This is a genomic window from Paraburkholderia kirstenboschensis, from assembly GCF_032806925.1.
Taxonomy (GTDB): domain Bacteria; phylum Pseudomonadota; class Gammaproteobacteria; order Burkholderiales; family Burkholderiaceae; genus Paraburkholderia; species Paraburkholderia kirstenboschensis.
In genome coordinates, this window is the sequence record NZ_CP136512.1 from 1,647,662 (window position 1) to 1,667,592 (window position 19,931).

Annotated in this window: 8 protein-coding genes; all 8 read right to left on the reverse strand. The window is 63.9% G+C overall.

The genetic code is table 11. From position 1 onward, the window contains the following. Window positions 1-2 precede the first annotated feature (2 nt). Window positions 3-2,858: a malto-oligosyltrehalose synthase gene (gene treY, locus RW095_RS16215; RefSeq protein ID WP_317016934.1), complete on the reverse strand. Its 2,856-nt coding sequence runs from the start codon at window positions 2,856-2,858 to the stop codon at window positions 3-5. After that, the gene (malQ, locus tag RW095_RS16220; RefSeq protein WP_317016935.1) at window positions 2,855-5,074 is read right to left on the reverse strand and encodes a 4-alpha-glucanotransferase; all 2,220 of its coding nucleotides are present in this window, start codon (window positions 5,072-5,074) and stop codon (window positions 2,855-2,857) included. The genes treY and malQ overlap by 4 nt, the downstream gene beginning before the upstream one ends. Further along, window positions 5,071-6,996 carry a malto-oligosyltrehalose trehalohydrolase gene (treZ, locus tag RW095_RS16225; protein WP_317016937.1) on the reverse strand — a complete coding sequence of 642 codons (1,926 nt, stop codon included), beginning with the start codon at window positions 6,994-6,996 and terminating at the stop codon, window positions 5,071-5,073. The genes malQ and treZ overlap by 4 nt, the downstream gene beginning before the upstream one ends. Window positions 6,997-7,061: 65 nt before the next feature. Then, entirely contained in the window at window positions 7,062-9,281 is a 2,220-nt protein-coding gene (gene glgX / locus RW095_RS16230; RefSeq protein ID WP_317016938.1) for a glycogen debranching protein GlgX, read from the reverse strand. Between the two features lie 145 nt (window positions 9,282-9,426). Further along, a complete protein-coding gene (glgB, locus tag RW095_RS16235) occupies window positions 9,427-11,637 on the reverse strand; it encodes a 1,4-alpha-glucan branching protein GlgB (protein ID WP_317016940.1) in 2,211 nt (736 codons plus the stop codon). After that, a complete protein-coding gene (treS, locus tag RW095_RS16240; RefSeq protein ID WP_317016941.1) occupies window positions 11,630-15,091 on the reverse strand; it encodes a maltose alpha-D-glucosyltransferase in 3,462 nt (1,153 codons plus the stop codon). Before treS ends, glgB begins: the two co-directional genes overlap by 8 nt. Beyond that, a complete protein-coding gene (locus RW095_RS16245) occupies window positions 15,088-18,540 on the reverse strand; it encodes a maltotransferase domain-containing protein (protein ID WP_317016943.1) in 3,453 nt (1,150 codons plus the stop codon). Before RW095_RS16245 ends, treS begins: the two co-directional genes overlap by 4 nt. Window positions 18,541-19,034: 494 nt before the next feature. After that, the gene (locus RW095_RS16250) at window positions 19,035-19,697 is read right to left on the reverse strand and encodes a DUF1345 domain-containing protein (RefSeq protein ID WP_317016944.1); all 663 of its coding nucleotides are present in this window, start codon (window positions 19,695-19,697) and stop codon (window positions 19,035-19,037) included. Between the last annotated feature and the right edge of the window lie 234 nt (window positions 19,698-19,931).

Here is a 19,931-nt window from a genome sequence, read left to right on the forward strand (position 1 = left end):
CCTCAACTGCGCGGCACGCCGTCTTCGACGAGCACCGCAATTGGCATTGCCGCAAGCGCGTCGCGCAAGTACAGCAGGCCGCTTTCATCGACCTTCGGCGCGGCCGGACTCAGCCAGTCGAACAAGGCTCGCGCGGACAGATCAGACGGCATCTCGACCGCCGTGTCTTGCCATTTCACCGGATCGACCATCGGCAGATCGCTTTCTACGCCGAGCAAGCCGGCCGCGAGCCGGCTCGCTATGACGACAGCCCACGCATTGCCATGCCGCCGCGCGAACGCAATCACATTCGTCGCATGCGCGCCCCGCACGGTCAGTGGCTGGTACGTGCCCTGACTCAGCAACTCCGGCAGATGCGCACGCAGTGCGAGCACTCGCTGCACGACGGCGAGCTTCACACGTCCATTGCGCCACATCGACAGAAACTCCGACGGCGGCGCTTGCGCAAGCCAGGTTGCACGCTGCTCGAAATCGACGGGCCGGCGATTGTCCGGATCGACGAGACTGAAGTCCCACAACTCGGTGCCTTGATAAAGATCCGGAATCCCAGGCGATGCGAGCCGCAAGACAGTTTGCTGCAAACTGTTGAGCGCGCCGGCGCGTGAAATCCGTGCGACGAACGCGGCCAACTCCTTGAGGAAGCCGTCGCGCCGCTGCGGCGCAAGAATGTCGAACAGGAAGTCGCGGCAACCGGCTTCATACGCTTCGTCGGGCGCGAACCAGTTGGTTTGCAGCTTGGCTTCGCGCAGCGCCTTCAGTTGCCATTGCGCGACGCGCTCGGCCAATGCCTTGACGCCCGCTTCGTCGTCGGGCTTGAGATCGGGTGGCCAGCAACCGACGAGCGTCTGATACAGCATCGCTTCAGCGGCGGGGCCGGGCGCCCAGTCGTAGCTAGTGTCCTGGCCAACGCTGCTGATCGGCTTGCCTTCGAGCGAACGCCGGTGCGGCGCGTTCAACGTCGACCATGCGCGCGAGGTCGCGCTCCACTCGTGCGCGATTTCGCTGAGTACCGCAAGCCGTGCGCGCACGTCTTCGCCGCGCTTGTGATCGTGTGTAGCTGTTGCGAGCATTGCGTGAGGAAAGCGCTGTGAGCGCTCGACATTGCCCGCATGAAACTGCTCGACCGACAACGCGAATTCGCCCGGATCGGCCCCCACCTCGTTACGCGACAACAGCCGGCCGTAGCGATAGCACGCGGTATCTTCGACGGCCTTCGCGGCAACCGGCGCGGTCAACTGCGAGAACAGCGTCTGCGCGGTGCGCCGTGCCGAACCCGCATGGTTCGGCGGCGCGCCGTTTTGTCCTTGCTGGGCATGGGCATGTCGCCCTGCGGGCGCTTCGTCCACACTGCCGCCAAGCCATGCATTGACGCGCTCGAGCACGCCATGATCGGCGCGCGAAAGCGCCGCGCGCGCGCCGGCCAGCGCCTGCTCGAAGAACACATTATCGGCGGCACTGCGCAGACCGTTTTGCGGATAGATGCGGTACACCGGAAAATGCACGACCAGTTCGGTGAGCACTCGGCGTAATGTCGTGAAGGTGTAATCGCGCGTGGCGAGCGAGTCGCGCGCAATGCGATGCAGCGCTCGCGCCGCGCGGTCGAGTTCCGCTGAGAGATTCTCCGCAAGAACCTTGCGCCGTGCGACGAGTGCCTCGTCCGCGAAACTCGCGCTGCGGCCCGTGAGTTCGGTCCATGCCTGCGCAAGCGGCTCTGCGCCTGCCTGGTCGTGCAACAGCGCGCCCACGTCGTTCATGAAATCGTAGCCTGTAGTGCCGTCCACCGGCCAGTCGTCGCGTAGCGGTTCGCCGCGCGCCAGAATCTTTTCGACGACCACATACGGCGTGGTGTCGCGCAACTCTGTTAGACGTTGCCGCAGCCTCTGACAGTATTCGCGCGGCTCTGCGAGCCCGTCCACATGATCGATCCGCAGACCGTCGATTGTGCCTTCCTGATACAGGCGAAAGACGAGCGCATGCGTGGCCTCGAACACTTCCGGCCGCTCGGCGCGCACAGCGGCGAGCGTCGAAATATCGAAGAAGCGCCGCCAGTTGACTTCGTCGGCGGCGGTGCGCCACCACGCGAGACGGAAGTGCTGACGCTCGAGCAGCCGGTGCAGGCGATCGCGCGTGAGCGGATCTTCGGGGGAATACGTCTGGATCACGGCATCGATTGCGGACTTGCCGTTTTGCGCGACGAACTCACGCAGGATGTCGCGCCCTTCGGCGGCGCGCGGCTGGTCGGCGGGCTGCGTCGTCAGTCCATGGAAGCGCTCGGCAAGTGCGCTGAGATCGGCGCGGTCGGCGCTCTGCAGAATCGACGCGTAATCGGTCGGGCATACCGGAAACACGTGCGGTCCGTAGCCGACATAAAAGCGTCCGCTATCTGCCGCGAAGTGCAACGCGATGCGGCCCGACGCGAGTTCGTCGCCATAGGGTCCGCCGAGTGTCGGCAGCAACACCTTGCCGCGCAAAGCCGGATCGGGCGAATGCCAGTCGACATCGAAGTGACGGGCATAGGCGCTATGGCGCCCCCATTCAAGGATATCGAGCCACCATGCGTTGCTCGACCCGCCGACGCCCATATGGTTCGGCACCATGTCGACGATCAGCCCCATGTCATGCGCGTGAAGTTTGTCGACGAGGCGTTTCAAGCCCGCCTCGCCGCCGCATTCGGCGCTGACCTGGGTGTAGTCGACGGTGTCATAGCCGTGCATCGAGCCGGGCTCGGCGGTGGTGATGGGCGACGCGTACACGTGGCTGATGCCGAGCGCCGCGAAATAGTCGACGTGCTTCGCGGCGTCGTCGAACGTAAAGCCTCGGTGAAACTGGAGGCGAAGAGTGGAGCGCGGGACGGTCATGGCGTGTCAGGCCCCGAAGAAGTGTTGGCTGATGGAGTGGAAACGGTCGCGGTGCTGCGAGCCCGGTCGACGGCGAGAAGCCGGTCGCAGAAATTGTCGTCTGCAAACATCTCGTCTACGGACAGGTTTCCGCGACGGCGCCAGTTCGGATGCTCGTCGATCGAGCCCGGCAGGTTCGGCTGGTCGGACTGACCGAGCAGGTCTTCGAGCGGGAATGTGACGAGCGGACCTGGCGTCGCCGCAACGAATGCGAGGGCTTCATCGACGGGCGGACTCTCGGGCGGCGGCGCTTTAACATCAGGCGCGGCGACGCCGGCTTGCTGGAATGCGCGCCACAGTTCGGCGCGGTCGCTCGCGCGCTCTTCCTGCGCGGCTTCTTCCGGATCTCGGCCATCGGCGCGCGCCGTCGTCTGCCCAATCTTGTTGCGCCATGTGATGTCGCTGCCGAGCCACCAACCGGCGACGGTCGGCAGATCGTGTGTGGTGGTCGTGCCGACCGCGTTGCGGTCCCAGGACTGCGGCGGCTTGAAGCCGGTGCCGTCCTCGCTACGCTCGAACCACAGCACGCGGATGCCGGCGAGGCCATGGTCGTCGAGCCGTTCGCGGAAGCCGGGCGGCACGGTCCCGAGATCTTCGCCGATCACGATTGCGCGATGTCGCCACGATTCGAGCGCGATCAGACGCAACAGGTCTTCGAGCGGATAGCGCAGATAAGCGCCGTCGCGCGCGCTTTCGCCTTCGGGCACGAGCCACAGACGCCGCAAACCGAGAATGTGATCGATGCGAATGCCGCCGGCATGCGCAAAGGCGGCGCGCAGCATGTCGATGAAAGCCGAGAAGCCTTGCGTGCGCATCGCCCGCGGCGAGAAAGTGGTGAGGCCCCAGCTCTGACCGGCCTGATTGAACAGGTCGGGCGGCGCGCCGACAGACACGCCTTGCAGCATGTCGTCGCGATACGACCACGCATGGCTGCCGGCGCTGTCGCATCCCACCGCGAGGTCGGCGATCAGACCGACGGCCATGCCTGCCTCGCGCGCCGTGTGCTGCGCGTGCGACAAACCCTTGGCCGCGAGCCATTGCAAGAACAGATGGAAGTCGACTTCATGGCGATTCGCTTCGGCGAACGCCTCGACTTCGGGACTGCGCGGATCGCGCAAGGCTTCGGGCCAATTGCGCCAATGACCGTTGCCGCCTTGTGCGAGTTGCGCTGCCTGTAGCGCTTCGAAACGCGCATGGTCTTCGAGCGCACGTCCCGCACGTTCGCAAAATCCGTGAAATTCCAGCGCGCGCGGTGTGTCCTGCGCGCCGCCTTGCGCACGCTCCTGGGTGCAGAAATTCTCGAACAGCGCGCGCAAGACTTTCAGCTTCAGCACGACGGCGTTCGGCCAGTCGATCAGCGGCAAGGCTTCGAGTTGCGTCCATGCGTCGGCCGCCTGCGCGGCCTCTATCGCGGCGCGTGCAGCGTCTGCTCCGAACACGGCGGCCGGATCGATATGCGTGACGTTCAGCCACAAACGCGACGACGGCGAATACGGGCTGAAGCGACTTGGCTCAGCGCTGAACATGGCGTGCGTCGGGCTGACGGCAAGCGCATGCGCGCCGTGCTTCGCGCTTTGCGCCGCGATTTGCGAAAGCGCCGAATAATCGCCGATGCCGCCATCGCCCGTGCGTCGCAGACCGTACAGCTGGGCGGCGATGCCCCACAGCGGCGGAGCCTTCGCGTCGTCATCGCCGTCGTCGTTGCGCAAGGCGCGCCACGCGTCGGCGACGGTATAGCAGCGCGACGGCGCGACCGCGAGCGTCACGCGCTGTTCGTGAATGACGAGTGTGTGATAGCCGGGTTCGTCGATTGGCGCGAGCAAGGCCTGCTCGCCTTTGGGCGCGGTAAAGCGTCCGTCGATGATCGAGCCGCTTTCCAGTTCGATCCGGTAGTGGCTGCCCGACTTCAGCGCCGACGCAGGCAATGCTATGCCGCGCCCGACTTCGGCGGTCATGAGCGGCGGCAGCTTGCGGCCCGACAGTTCGGCGTCGAGCGCGGCGGCGCTCTGGCGGATCTGCGTGGCATTGCCGCATGGCAAACCCATCCGTTCGAGCAGCACTGCAAGCGTGTTCTCGGGCACACGATGCACCTTGCGATGCGCGTCTTCCCACTCCACCTCGAAGCCGGCGCGCGTCGCGAGTGTGGCTATCGTATCGTTAGGGCGTCGGGTACTCACGTGCGGCGCTCCTCTTTGCCGACAATGCGAGCATCGTGTCCGCTCGCGTAGTCGTTGATGTCGCCGGTCAGCCATGCGACGAACGCATTGGGCGGCAGTACGTTCGCATCGATCTGTTCGCGCACGCGCGGCGGCGTTTCGAAAATGACCTTGCCCGCGGGCACGTCGTTGAACGGCACACTCTGCTTTGACAGGTTGAGCGCGAACGACAGCGTCTCGCCGTCGCCGAGTTTCCAGCGCGCAATCAACGCATTCGCGTCAGCGCCGTTCTCGTCGGTGAGCACCGTTGCGTTGAGCGACTTGCCGTGCTTCAGTCGCGGCGTTATCAGTTTTGCGCGTACCGTCAGCGCGGACTTGTAGAAATGCATCCAGTCGAGCCGGTCTTTCGCTTCGTCGTCCTGCGCTTGTGCCGTCGCGGTCGCGGGCTCCGGCGGCGACGATGCGGCGAACGTACTGGCGTCGTTCGGATCGGGAATCTGCGCCCGGCGTTTTTCATCGCTGAACGACGAGAAGCGCGCGAACTCGCGGCGGCGTCCTTCGCGCACGGCATCGGCGAGATCGCCAGTGTAGTCGGTGAAGAACAGGAACGGCTGCGTGGAGCCGTATTCCTCGTCCATGAACAGCAGCGGAATCTGCGGCGACAGCAGCAGCAAGCCGGTCGCCGCGCGCAATGCGTCGTCAGAGGTCAGCTTGCGCAGGCGCTCGCCGAATGCGCGATTGCCGATCTGATCGTGGTTCTGCAGGAACATCACGAACGACGTCGGCGGTAAATGCCCGCTCGATTCGCCCCGCGGCGCACCGTCATGAATCGGCGACGGATCGCCTTGATACGCAAAGCCCTCGGACAGCACGCGCGCGAGGCGGCGAATCGGCTGATCTTCGTAGGCGTGGTAATAGCCTTCGGTCTCGCCGGTCAGCAGCACGTGCAACGTGTTGTGCGCGTCGTCGTTCCACTGAGCGTTGAAGTGCGTCTCGAGCAGGTTCGCGCTGTTGTGCTCGTTTTCGAGCACGAGATGCACATGGCGGTCATGCTGTACGTGCGCGCGGATATGGTCGGAAAGCTCACGCAGCCACGCGTGATTGTCGATGGCGTGGACGGCGTCGAAACGCAACCCGTCAATGCGATATTCGTTGATCCAGTAGATGGCGTTATCCGTGAAGAAGTCGCTGACTTCAGTGCGGGCGAAGTCTATTGCGGGACCCCACGGCGTATGCGTGCCTTCGCGGAAAAACGAGCGCGCGTATTCATGCAGGTAGTTGCCGTCCGGTCCGAAGTGGTTGTAGACCACGTCGAGAAACACCATCAGGCCGAGACCGTGGGCGGCGTCGATCAGCGCCTTGAGTTCTTCGGGACGGCCGTATGCGGAGTCGGGCGCGTACGGCAGCACGCCGTCATAGCCCCAATTGTGCTTGCCGGGAAAATCGTTCAACGGCATCAGTTCGATGGCCGTCACGCCAAGCGCGGCGAGCGCCGGCAAGCGCTTCTGCACGCCTGCATAGCCGCCCATTGCGCCGACGTGCAGTTCGTACAGCACCGTTTCTTCCCACGGACGGCCATGCCAGTCCGTATGTTCCCAACGATACGCGCGCGGGTCGATGACTTCGCTCGGACCATGCACGTCTTGCGGCTGAAAGCGCGACGCCGGATCGGGCACCGCATTGCCGTCGTCCAGACGGAAGCGATAGAGCGTGCCCGCGCCGCTTTCTACGCTCGTTTCGAACCAGCCGTTTCCCCCAGGCGTCATTTCATGCGCGCCTTGCGCGGGGCCGTTCTCGATTTCCACCTGAACGCTTTTGCACGACGGCGCCCAGAAACGAAACCGCGTGCGCGGGCTCGTCCCTTTGGGACCCAGCAATTGCGCGCCAAATGGCAGGCAATGAGCGTAATGATGCGCGTGTGGGTCGATTGGATTTTCTGACATGACTCTTCACCATTCGGTTTTGCTGTCGGATTGCTCACACGCCGTTGGCGCGTCGCCGCCGCGATCTACGTGGTCGGCGACGAGTCGCTCGTCGGCGGATGCTCGCCGGGATCGGGAGGCAGGGCGGTCAACAGACGTGGCCCATGCTGCGCGCCGGCCTTCCATCCCGCTTGCCAATCGGCCTCGCCGACCGGTTGCGCGGCGAGTATCACGAGGCCATGCGCCGCGACTTCGATATCCGACGCGGCGAGCCGGCGCGGCGCGCTTTCCGTATCCGCAGTGTCTAACAGCACGTGCCATTCCAGGTGCGGCGCCGGAGGAGTAAAACGCAGCGCTTCTGCACTCGCGTTGAGCATCATCAACAATACTTCCGTTTCGCCGTTAAGACCCGGACCCGCGCGCCGCAATGTGAATGCGCGTCCTTCCGGATCCTGCCAGGCTTCGATCGTCAGCGGATCGCCTTTCTCGTCAAACCAGCCGATGTCGAACAGCCCCGGCAATACTTCACGGTCGCCGAACAGAAAACGCGTTTCGCGCAGCAGCGGATGCTGTTTGCGCAGCGCGATCACGCGCGCGACGAAGTCGGTCATCTGGCGGCCGACCGGCGATTGCGCGGCTTCCCAATCGATCCAGGATATTTCGTTATCCTGGCAGTACGCATTGTTGTTGCCGTTCTGCGTGCGCAACAATTCGTCGCCGGCGAGCATCATCGGCGTGCCGAGTGCGACGAGCAGCGTGGCCATCATCGAGCGCGCCACGCGTCTCCGGGTTTCGAGAATCGCCGGGTCGTCGGTCGGTCCTTCCACGCCCCAGTTGCTGCTGCAATTCTCGTTGTGGCCGTCGTTATTGCCTTCGCGATTCGCCTCGTTGTGCTTGTGCTCGTACGCAGTAATGTCCGCAAGCGTAAAACCGTCATGCGACGAGACGAAATTAATCGACGCCCACGGCTTCCTGAAACGCCGGTTGAAGAAATCGGCGGAACCGGTCAGGCGCGCTGCGAGATCCGGCCGCAGGCCCGCGTCGCCGCGCCAGAAACGGCGCACAGTATCGCGGAAACGGTCGTTCCATTCGCCAAAACCCGGTGGATGATTGCCAAGCTGATAACCGCCCGGACCGATGTCCCATGGCTCTGAAATCAGCTTGCGTTGCGAGAGGATCGGGTCCTGGCGCAACGCGTCGAAGAAACCCGAGCCCGGATCGAAACCATGCTGCTCGCGCCCGAGCGTCACGCCGAGATCGAAACGGAAGCCGTCGATATTGAACGCCGTCGACCAGTAGCGCAGTGAATCCATCACCATTTGCAGCACGCGCGGATGTGGCACATTCACCGTGTTGCCGCAGCCGGTGTCGTTGATATGGTGCCGTTCGTCGCCGGGAATCAGCCGGTAGTAGCTTGCGTTGTCGAGGCCGCGCCATGAGACGGTCGGGCCCATTTCGTTGCCTTCGCAGGTGTGGTTGTAGACCACGTCGAGAATCACTTCGATGCCGGCCGCGTGCAACTGGCGCACGGCAATGCGCATTTCGTCGAGCCGGTGCGTGCTCAGATACGACGGCTCGGGCGCGAAGAACGCCGCTGTGTTGTAGCCCCAGTAGTTGCGCAGGCCGCGTTCAACCAGGAAGCGGTCGTTCAGAAACGCATGCACGGGAAGCAGTTCGACGGCGGTCACACCGAGCTTCAGCAGATGCTCGATAAATTCCGGCGACGACAGCGCCGCGAACGTGCCGCGTTCGTGCTGACGCAAATCGGCGCGCAGCATCGACGCGCCACGCACATGCGCTTCATAAATAACGGTTTCGCCCCACGGCACATTTGGGCGCTTGTCGTGCGACCAGTCGAACGCTTCGTCGATCACGACGCATTTGGGCATCGCGGGTGCCGAGTCGCGCCGGTCGATTGAAAGATCCGCGCGATTCGAATGCACGCGATAACCGAACAACGCATCCGACCAGCGGAATTGCCCGACGAGCTTGCGCGCGTACGGATCGAGCAGCAGCTTGTGCGGGTTGAAACGATGCCCATGCTGCGGCTGATATGGGCCGTGCGCGCGAAAGCCGTAAGCGGTGCCCGGATGCGCGTTCGGCAGATAGCCGTGCCACACTTCGTCGGTGCATTCGGGCAGCGCGTAGCGCCTGATTTCCTTGCGGCCCGTGGGATCGAACAGGCAAAGCTCGATTTTCTGCGCGTTCGCGGAGAACACTGCAAAGTTGACGCCAAGGCCGTCCCAACTGGCTCCGAGCGGATACGGCGAGCCAGGCAGAAGCCGGTCGGGCATTGCATGCGACATGGTTCCCCTTCCTTGTTCTGTTTGATGCAGCGCTATCGCGGGCCTTCATGCAACGAGCGCGCGGCCCGGTTATCACGCGGCCGCGCGCTCGCTTCGGCATGATCGGGACGCGCCCGATCGCAGCCGGTTCCCTGTCAGTCTCCGCTCAATCGGCGCGCAGCACGATCGTCGCCAGCGGCGGCAGGGTCAGGGGGGCGGAATGCGGCCAGCCGTGGCTCGAGATCGCCTCGGTATGAATCACGCCGCCGTTGCCCATATTCGAGCCGCCGTACACGCCGGCGTCGGTATTGAGCACTTCCGACCAGCGTCCTTCGCGCGGCATGCCGATGCGATAGCCGACGCGCGGCACCGGCGTCATGTTGCACACCACGACGAGTTCGCGGCCCGCGCCGTCCGTGCGGCGATACGCGAATACGCTGTTGGCGCTGTCGTCGCCGACCAGCCAGTCGAAGCCGCCGGGCTCGCTGTCGAGCAGATGCAGCGCCGGCTCCTGGTTGTACAGACGGTTCAGGTCGCGCACCAGCAATTGCACGCCATGGTGATGAGGGTCGTCGAGCAGATGCCAGTGCGGTGACGTGTCGTGATCGAACTCCGCGATCTGGCCGAACTCGCAGCCCATAAAAAGCAGCTTCTTGCCAGGATGCGTCCACATGAAGCCGAAGTACGCGCGCAGATTGGCAAACTTCTGCCACATATCGCCGGGCATCTTGCCGAGCAACGAGCCTTTGCCGTGCACCACTTCATCGTGCGAAAGCGGCAGCACGAAGCGCTCGGAGTACGCATAGACCATGCCGAACGTCATGTTGTGATGGTGGTACTGCCGATAGACCGGATTTTCCTGCATGTAGTGCAGCGTGTCGTGCATCCAGCCCATGTTCCACTTGAAGTGGAAACCCAAACCGCCGTCCTCGACGCGCGCCGTCACGCCCGGCCAGGCGGTCGATTCCTCGGCGATGGTGATCGCGCCGGGCACGCCAGGCACGTAACCCACCTCATGATTCAGGCGCTTCAGGAACGCGATCGATTCGAGGTTCTCGCGCCCGCCGTAAATATTCGGCACCCACTCGTCGGCTGCGCGCGAATAGTCGCGGTACAGCATCGACGCAACGGCGTCCACGCGCAAGCCGTCCACGTGATAGCGCTTAAGCCAGGCGAGGCCCGAGGCCACCAGGAACGCGCTCACCTCGTTGCGACCGAGGTTGTAAATCATCGTGTTCCAGTCCTGGTGATAGCCCTCGCGCGGGTCGGCATGCTCGTAGAGCGGCGTGCCGTCGAACTGGACGAGGCCATGCGCGTCGTTCGGGAAGTGCGCTGGCACCCAGTCGAGAATCACGCCGAGTCCGGCCTCGTGCGCCTTGTTGACGAAGGCGGCGAACTGCTCGGGTTTGCCGAAGCGCGCGGACGGCGCGAACTGTCCAAGCGGCTGATAGCCCCACGATCCGCCGAACGGATGTTCCGCGACCGGCATGAACTCGACGTGCGTGAAGCCCATGGTCTTCGCATAGGGAATCAGACGCTCGGCGAGTTCTTCCCAATTGAGGCCGCGCTGACCTTCTTCGGCGATGCGCAACCACGACTCCGCATGCACCTCGTAGATCGAAATCGGCGAGCGCGGCGTCTGCTTTTCGCCGCGCGACTGGATCCATTCGTGATCGCTCCACGGAAACTGCTCGATCTCGTCGACATGTGCGACGACCGACGCCGTACCTGGCGGCTTCTCGGTCTGCATCGCGCAAGGGTCGGCCTTCAGCGGCAGCGGATGGCCGTCGCGTGAGAGCAGCTCGTATTTGTAGCGCGTGCCCGGCCCGACTCGCGGCACGAACAATTCCCACACGCCCGCCTGATGACGCAGGCGCATCGGATGACGCCGGCCGTCCCACGCGTTGAAGTCGCCCACCACCGAGACGCGCCGCGCGTTCGGCGCCCATACGGCAAAGCGCACGCCGGGCACGCCGTCCACTTCCATTGGACGCGAGCCGAGGCATTCGAGCACGGCATAAGGATCGCCGCCCGCGAGACGCCCGAGCGGTTCGTCGCCGAGAACGGGGCCGAACGAATACGTGTCCTCGATTTCCTGCTCCGTGCCATGCCAGTCGATGCGCAGACGATATGGCACCGCCGCGCTCACGCGGCCTGCGAAAAGGCCCGGACGCAACTGCTGAAGTTCGCCGAGCAACGAGCCGTCGGCGCGCGAAATCACGCTGACGTGCGTCGCATTGGGCAACAGCGCGCGCACCACCGGACCGACGTCCGTCTGATGCAGGCCGAGTTGCGAGAAAGGATCGGGATGACGCGCTTCGACGAGCGCGTCCATATCGAGCGGCTGGAGGCCTGCGGCCGGATCGTGTTCACTCATAGTCGCCCTCGGCCGGATGAGGCGGTGTGGCGGCGTCTGGCGCCTGGGTTGACGGATCGTGCGACGTGCTCTTGTCGCCGAGCAAACGGCCTGCGAGCGCGGCTAGTCCGCGCACCGGCAAACTGAGCCATGCCGGGCGATTGGCCGCTTCATAGCGGATTTCATACGCGGCCTTCTCGATCAGGAACAGATCGAGTAGCGCCTGTTCCGCCTCCGGCGCGACGAGCGGCGTCGGCGCTTCGGCGATGGCCGCGCGGTATTCCTTCAGGAATGTCTCCGTGGCTTGCACGCGGAAACGGTCGAACAGGGTACGTTTGCGATCCGCGGTCTGCTGCGGCGCGCTTTCCATCGTGGACTGCGCCGCGGCGCTCGCGTACGACAACGAACGCATCAGGCCGGCCACATCGCGCAGCGGGCTCGACTTCTGGCGACGCTCTTCGAGCGAGCGCGCCGGCTCGCCCTCGAAGTCGATCAGATAGACGTCGCCCTGTGCGACCAGCACCTGGCCCAGATGGAAGTCGCCGTGGATGCGAATGCGCTGTGCTTGCGTGTCGGGTGAAACCAGTTTGTTGACGGCCTCGACGAGCGCGGTGCGCCGGTCGACCAGGCTTCGCGCGAGGGCTTTCGTCTCCGCATCGAGCATCTGTTCGACGCGCGGCGCGAGCAGGTCGAGCGCGCTCGCGAGCATCGACTGTGTGCCGTCGACCCATGCCTTCACCTGATCGGCGCTCGCCGCTTCGGGTGCGAACGCCGGGTCGTCGGTCGGCGAAGCGAGTGCGACGTGCAGCTGTCCAAGGCGTCTGCCGATGATGCCGGCCAACGACGCGTAGCCTTCCAGCAGAATAACCTCGTTGCCGCGGTCGGGCGTCGACGACGCGTCTGTGTCGACGGCGATCGCGAGTTCGTCCACCGAGCGGCGCAGATGATCGAGCGACCAGTTCCAGGCATCGCCCTGATTGTCGACATACCCTTGCAGAATCGCGAGCGTATGCGGCACCCCCTGCGGATCGACGCGCACCACTTCGCCAAAGAGCGGCGCGGTGTTCGCATAGCCGAGTTGCGTCAGATAGCGGCTGATCTCCGCTTCCGGATGAATGCCGCTCACGAGGCGCCGCACCAGTTTCAGCACCGCGGCGTCTGCAATGATGAGCGAGCTGTTGCTTTGCTCCGCCGCGAGCCAGCGAATCTCAGGGCGTTCGCCGAGATTCTCGAGTTCAGCGAAACGCTCGGTCGGAATGAACCTGATCTCGCTTTTCTGCACGGTCGGTATGACCGCGCGTTCGCGCAACTTGCGCATTACGCCGTGCGCGAAGATCGGCAACGCAAATGCGTCGGTCAAATGCCCGACATTGCGGCCGCGCCGCACACGCGCCAACGCAAGTTGAAGGAACAGCGGCGTGGTGGTCTCGCCGCCCCACGTGATTGCGATCGGCACCACATAACGTTCCGTGTGATCGCCGACATCGGCTTCGATCTCGGTGAAGGCGAAGCCTCCGTTGGGGATCGTGGTCAACGCGGCGAGCCGTACCGCATGCATCTTCTGATCCTTCGATGCAAACCAGCGGCGGCGGCTCAACCACGAAGGCAGCACTTCGGATTCGAGCAGCCGCACGTTTTCCGGCGTCGGTCCGACCTGGCCCTCGCGTATCACGATCGTGACGAATTCGGGCAACGGCTCCGGGTGCGCCTGCGACCAGGTCGGACGCTGACCGCCTGGACACAACATGAACCACAGGAAGCCGTACGGCGGGAACGTCAGCAGATAAGTCAACTGGCCGATCGGGGGGAACACAGAATCGGCGGTCATTTCAATCGGCACCGAGCCGTTGAATTCCGACAGGTCGAGTTCCACTGCTTGCGGTGCGCGTGACAGATTCGCCACGCAAAGAATCGGCGGCTCGTTGGGCATCTCACGCAGGTACGCGAGAATTTTGCGGTTTTCCGGCTTCAGGAAGCGGATCGTGCCGCGTCCGAAAGTCTGTTTCGCGCGACGCGTGGCGAGCATGCGCCGCGTCCAGTTGAGGAGCGAATGCGGATCGCGGCTTTGCGCTTCGACGTTCACCGCGTCGAAGCCGTAGAGCGAACCCATCACGGGCGGCAACACGAGTTGTTCGGGATCGGCGCGCGAAAAGCCGCCGTTTCGATCCGACGACCATTGCATCGGCGTGCGCACGCCGTCGCGGTCGCCGAGGTGGATGTTGTCCCCCATGCCTAGCTCGTCGCCGTAATAAATCACGGGCGTGCCCGGCATCGACAACAGCAGCGAATTGATCAACTCGATGCGGCGGCGGTCGCGCTCCATCAGCGGTGCGAGGCGGCGGCGAATGCCGAGGTTAAGGCGCGCGCGACGATCGCTCGCGTAGGTATTCCACAGGTAATCGCGCTCGGAATCCGTGACCATTTCGAGCGTCAGCTCGTCGTGATTGCGCAGGAAAATTGCCCACTGGTTCGAGGCGGCGAGGTCCGGCGTTTGCCGCATGATGTCGGTGATCGGAAAGCGGTCCTCGCTCGCAATCGACATGTAGATGCGCGGCATCAACGGGAAGTGGAATGCCATGTGGCATTCGTCTTCGTCGCCGAAATATTCCTTTACGTCTTCCGGCCACTGGTTCGCTTCGGCGAGCAGCATGCGGTTCGGATATTCCGCGTCGATAGTCGCGCGAATCTTCTTCAGAACGGCATGCGTTTCCGGCAGGTTTTCGTTGTTCGTGCCTTCGCGTTCGACCAGATAGGGCACCGCGTCGAGCCGCAGCCCGTCGATACCCATGTCGAGCCAGAAGCGCATGATCTGCAACACCTCGCGCAGCACGGCCGGATTGTCGAAATTCAGATCGGGTTGATGCGAGTAAAAGCGGTGCCAGTAGTAAGCGCCCGCAACCGGATCGTGCGTCCAGTTCGAGGGCTCCGAGTCAATGAAGATAATCCGTGTTTCCTGATACTTCTGATCGGTATCGGACCACACATAGAAGTTGCGATGGTTCGAACCCGGCTTCGCGCGGCGCGCTCGCTGAAACCACGGGTGCTGATCCGATGTGTGGTTGATCACGAGCTCGGTAATCACGCGGATGCCGCGCGCATGCGCCTCCTGAATGAAGCGCTTGACGTCGGAGAGCTGGCCGTAGTCAGGATGCACGTTGCGGTAATCGGCGATGTCGTATCCGTCGTCGCGACGCGGCGACGGATAGAACGGCAGCAGCCAGATCGCGTTCACGCCGAGCTCGGCGATGTAATCGAGCTTCGCGATAAGGCCGGGGAAATCGCCGACGCCGTCGTTGTTCGCATCGAAGAACGACTTGATGTGCACCTGGTAAATGATTGCGTCTTTGTACCAGAGCGGATCGTCGCTCAATGTGGCCGGCTTGCCGCGGCGGCGCGCGCGCGCCTTTGCTGCGGCGGCGGTTGTCGAGCTTGCATGCGCTTGCGACGTGCTCTGTGAGGGATCGTCACGCTTCATATCGCACCTTCCGTCGGGGTAGGGTTGCCAGCGTCTGCGTGAAGGGCGCTGGTCGAGTCGCTGTCGGCTTCATCGGGACGCTCGGCGGGCAGGCCCCCGAGCGGCGCAATGTGCCAGATGGAAAAAGGCTGGCCGGGGCCGAGCCGCACATGGTGCCAGCGGCCGTGCCATGTAAAACGCGCGCTCGTCATCTGATCGGTCACTTCGAGTGCGCCGTGATCGTGCAGATTCCATTTCTGGAATGTCTCCGACGACAACTCGATGTCCGCACCCTGTTCGTTGAACGGATCGAGATTGATGGCGACGAGTATCACGTTGTCGCGCGCTTCGGTTGCCTTCTCGAAGAACAGGATGTTGTCGTTGTGCGCGGGCAGGAACGTGAGGCCGAGGTGCGTTTGCAGCGCGGGATTCGCACGGCGAATCCGGTTCAGCGCGGTGATCTCCGCCGTGATGTTGCCTGGCCGGTTCCAGTCCCACGCGCGCAACTGATACTTCTCGGAGTCGAGATATTCCTCGCTGTTCGGCAACGCAGCCGCCTCGCAAAGTTCGAAGCCGCTATACACGCCCCACAAACCGGCAAGCGTGGAAGCGAGCGCCGCGCGAATCAGAAAGCCCGTGCGTCCCTGCGATTGCAGATGACGCGGGTTGATGTCCGGCGTATTCACGAAGAAGTTGGGCCGGTAGAAGTCGCGCGCGCTGGTTTGCGTGAGGTCGGTCAGATACTCGATGAAATCGCGCTTCGACTCGCGCCACGTGAAATACGTGTACGACTGCGAGAAGCCGATCTTGCCGAGCCGGTTCATCATGCGCGGACGCGTGAATGCTTCGGCCAGGAAGATCGTGTCTGGATGGCGCGAACGCACATCGGCGATCACCCATTCCCAAAAGGGCAGCGGCTTGGTGTGCGGGTTGTCGATGCGGAAGATGTGCACGCCCGCGTCGATCCAGAACAGGAACACGTCGCGCAATGCGAGCCACAGGTCGGGCTTCGCGTCGTGAGCGTAGAAGTCGGGATTGACGATGTCCTGATACTTCTTCGGCGGATTTTCTGCATATCGCAGCGTGCCGTCGGGACGCCAGGCGAACCACGTGGGATGCTCCTTCAGCCACGGATGATCCGGCGAGCACTGCACCGCGAAGTCAAGCGCGATTTCGAGGCCATGGGCGTGCGCGGCGGCGAGCATCTTCTTGAAGTCGTCGAGCGTGCCGAGTTGCGGATGCACGGCGGTATGTCCGCCTTCTGCCCCGCCGATCGCATACGGGCTGCCTACGTCGCCGGGCTGTGCGTTCAGCGTGTTGTTCCGGCCTTTGCGATTCGACTGCCCGATTGGATGAATCGGCGGGAAGTACAGCACGTCGAAGCCCATGTCGCGAATGCGCGGCAGCTTCGTCGTGACATCGGCGAACGTGCCGTGGCGCGATTCGTCGTCGCTCATCGAGCGCGGGAAGATCTCGTACCAGCTTGCAAAGCGCGCGGCAGTGCGCTCGGCGTCGATCTTGTACGTCACCGGATCGCGGCTCAGGAACGGACGATGCCGCGCGGCGATCATCGCCTTCGCGGTGCCCGCATCGAGAAGCAGCTTGAGTTTGGTTTCGTCGTCGGCCTTGGCGAAATGCTCGACGATATTTTTGAGCGGTTCGATGACCGCACCTTCGGTCGTTTCGACTTCGGCCAGTACGAGCGCGAACAGATGCGCGGCTTCATCGAGTTCGGTCTCGACGGTTTGACCCGCCTTCAACTTCTTCTCCACATGTTCGACGAGCGAAGCAAAGTCGTCCCGCCAGGCGATCACGGTGAATTCGTGACGCCCCATGCGATCGAGCGGAATGCGCGCCTTCCAGATGTCGAGGCCCGCGGGTTGCGCCGGGGTCATCAGCACTTCGTGCCAGGTGTTCTCGTCGGCGGCGCGCCACAGCACGGCGGCGGCGATCTTGTCGTGACCTTCGGCGAAAATCGCGGCGCTGACTTCAGCACGCTCGCCGACGCTGCGCTTGGCGGCGAAGCGGCCATTGTCGACGGAAGGCGTCACGCTTTCGATTGCCACGCGCGGCGCATTGATCGCTTCGAGCACGGTCTTGCGGCCGCTGCGCTTGCTGTTCGCTTTGTCGATGGGCGGCGCAAGACAGATCGGCTTCTCCGCCAACGCCTGGAAGAGGCGCACGGCGCCGGGTGCCAGCGCGAACGGCGTCAAAGCCGCAGGCGCGGCGCGGCCTGGCGCATCCAGAGCGACAAAGCGCGTGAAATTGCCGGGCACGCTGGCGAGAAAACGCGCCGGATCGACGCGCACAGGCGCGCCGAGTTCGGGATTGATCGCGATGAGAACCGCCTCGCTGGCATCGCGCAGGTCGGGTTGATCGGCGCGCAGCAGCACCGCGGCAGGTGCGCCGGGCCCGCTCAACGCGCGCAATTCCCCGTTCGCGTGCAGCGCTCTTGCGGTGCGTGCGAGTTCATTGGCGCGCTTGATCTGCGGCGTCAGGTCGAATTTTTTGGCCTGGCAAGCCAGTGCGAATTGCGACGCGTCGCCTCGGGTTTGCGACATCGGTTCACTCACGCCGTATTCGAAGCCCATCGGCATCAACCAGCCGGTGCCGATGGCGGACGCCGTGAACAACGCGCGGCGATAGGCGCGTTCGACGATGCTCGAATCGTGCGGATCGCTCAACTCGGCGGCGAGGCGAGTGCCGTAAGGCGCTTCGGGAAACGCGATCGGGCCGCCGATGCGCGCGAGCACCGCATGCTCTTCCACCATCCAGCTCGCGCGATAGTCCCACCAGCGCACCGACGAGAACACGCTGTCGAAGCCCGCGCCCTCGAGCCCGAGCAGATCGCTGCGGGCAAGGCCGGGCGTCGCCGCGAGAAAGCGCACATCAGGATGAGCGGTGCGCACGGCATCGCGCAACTGCCGCCAGACCTCGGCGGGGACGCGGTGCGGTGAATCGAACCGGAAACCGCCGATACCCGCGTCGGCGAGCGCGAGCAGTTGCTGCGTCCACCAGTCGGCTAGCGCGGCACGCTTGCCGGCGTCGTCGAAATTCGCATAGGCGACGTTGTCCTCTCGATGCACATGCCGTGGGTCTAGTCGCGCCTCTTCGGATTCCAGCGGATGGAACCAGTCCGCATGCTCCGCGTAGAGTGCGCCATCGGCGGCCACCCGGTCGATCACCAGATCGGCCAGCAGCGTGAGGCCTTGCTGACGCGCCTCGCCTGCGAGCGTGCGGATAGCGTCGACGGCGGGCTGCTCGGTTTCGAACACGGGATGCAGCCGCGCATGGTTGCCCACGACCTGCCCGTGGCTCGCCTGGCCCGGTTCGAAGAGACTGCCGATCAACGCGTGATCGAAGCCCAGCGCGGCCGCGTGGGCGAACTGCGCAGGCCACGCGTCAAGCGGTCCAACCAGAAGTGAATGAAAAAAATAGATCCGCGGCGCGTACCCGTTTGGAGATTCCATCGGTCGTTTCCAGATTTGTCCTGCTGCGGTGTGGATGCAAGTGGCAAGCGATCACAGCGCTCATTGGGCTTCCAGAGCCGGAGGCCGCCGGAGGCCGCGCGTTCCGAAGACGGGGGCGCGTACTGGTCAATGTAGTGCAAAGATCGTCACGCCGCTGGCCAGTTACGGGTGTACAGACGCCAGGCGTCGGGGCGAGCCGGCCAGAACCGTCTGCGAAGGTCAGCAAGGCCTGTGCCAGTGGATTGTCGCGAGGGGGCGATGCAGGGCGATGGAGTGCCCCTATGGGAAGGTCTGCGGCAACAAAGTCGGCGCGGCGCCGGAGAAGGCTGCGGGCGCGTGTAAAACGGGCGGAGGTGGTCCGCGTTTTACACGAGACTTGCTGTGGGACGGGCAAGCGCCGTCACTGGAAGAGGCAAGCGCGCCTCATGGCTCGCCGTGGCGCTCCACGTCGTGTTGATGTGTGCCGCCTTCGCGCGGCGGTGAACATCCGAACATCAGGAACCGAGGAGGCCGGCCGCGATGTTCACGCACAAGCCGAGCACGGCGACGTTGAAGTAGAACGACAAGACGGATTGCGCGAGCGCGGCTCGCCGAATGGGACGTGAGCGCAGCACGACATCGGAGGTTTGCGAGGCAACCGCGATCGTGAACGAGAAATAAAGAAGGTCCCAATAGTTCGGCGTGAGCGAATGATCCGGAAACAGAAGCGGCGTCTCGGGTGCGTCGGTATCGTAGTAGAGCCGTGCGTAGTGCTGGGTGAAGATGGTCGGAATCAGGAACCACGCGCCCATCAGCGTGAGCCCGGTCAGCGCGTAGTGCCATACCGTCGACGCGCCCGCCGTGCCTTTGGCCGATGCAAGTTCGAGCACGATCGCGGCAATGCTTGCAATGGTCGCCATGCAGATCACGAACAGCACGACGCCTGCGTTTTCGTCGTCACGGCGCGCGAAGTCCCGCACGCGGCCTGTATCGGCGGCGGCCATGTGCGCCCAGATCAGCACCAGGTAAGTCCACACCGTCGTGTCCCAGCCGACCAGCACGCGGACCATCGGGCGCGTGTGTTCCGGCGTCAACATGGCAGCGACGACGCCGATCGCGAGGGCGATCAGCATGCGCGGACGATTGCGAAGCGTTTGCGGATAATATTTTGTGAGCATAAAAGGAGTGCGGGAGGGCGGGCGTGTCGCGGATTCTACTCGCGTGTGCTGCGTCGGCTGACGAACGGGCGCTTCGCACGCATAGCGGCTTACAACGGCTTTGCGTGCGGCTTTCAGTCGAACCCGTATGCAGGCCCCCGCGCCATTTGCCAGCGCAACTTTCAGCCGCGAATCCTGGTCGGACTCCTGTTCGTGCGGGCGTGACATTGGCTTCTCAGGCAACGGAAGTTGCCA

What these genes read in the sequence shown, in the direction of transcription:
- glgX (WP_317016938.1), bottom strand. Translation starts at nt 9,281, where the DNA reads ATGTCGCATGCAATGCCCGACCGGCTTCTGCCTGGCTCGCCGTATCCG.
- treZ (WP_317016937.1), bottom strand. Translation starts at nt 6,996, where the DNA reads ATGTCAGAAAATCCAATCGACCCACACGCGCATCATTACGCTCATTGC.
- RW095_RS16245 (WP_317016943.1), bottom strand. Translation starts at nt 18,540, where the DNA reads ATGGAATCTCCAAACGGGTACGCGCCGCGGATCTATTTTTTTCATTCA.
- glgB (WP_317016940.1), bottom strand. Translation starts at nt 11,637, where the DNA reads ATGAGTGAACACGATCCGGCCGCAGGCCTCCAGCCGCTCGATATGGAC.
- treS (WP_317016941.1), bottom strand. Translation starts at nt 15,091, where the DNA reads ATGAAGCGTGACGATCCCTCACAGAGCACGTCGCAAGCGCATGCAAGC.
- RW095_RS16250 (WP_317016944.1), bottom strand. Translation starts at nt 19,697, where the DNA reads ATGCTCACAAAATATTATCCGCAAACGCTTCGCAATCGTCCGCGCATG.
- treY (WP_317016934.1), bottom strand. Translation starts at nt 2,858, where the DNA reads ATGACCGTCCCGCGCTCCACTCTTCGCCTCCAGTTTCACCGAGGCTTT.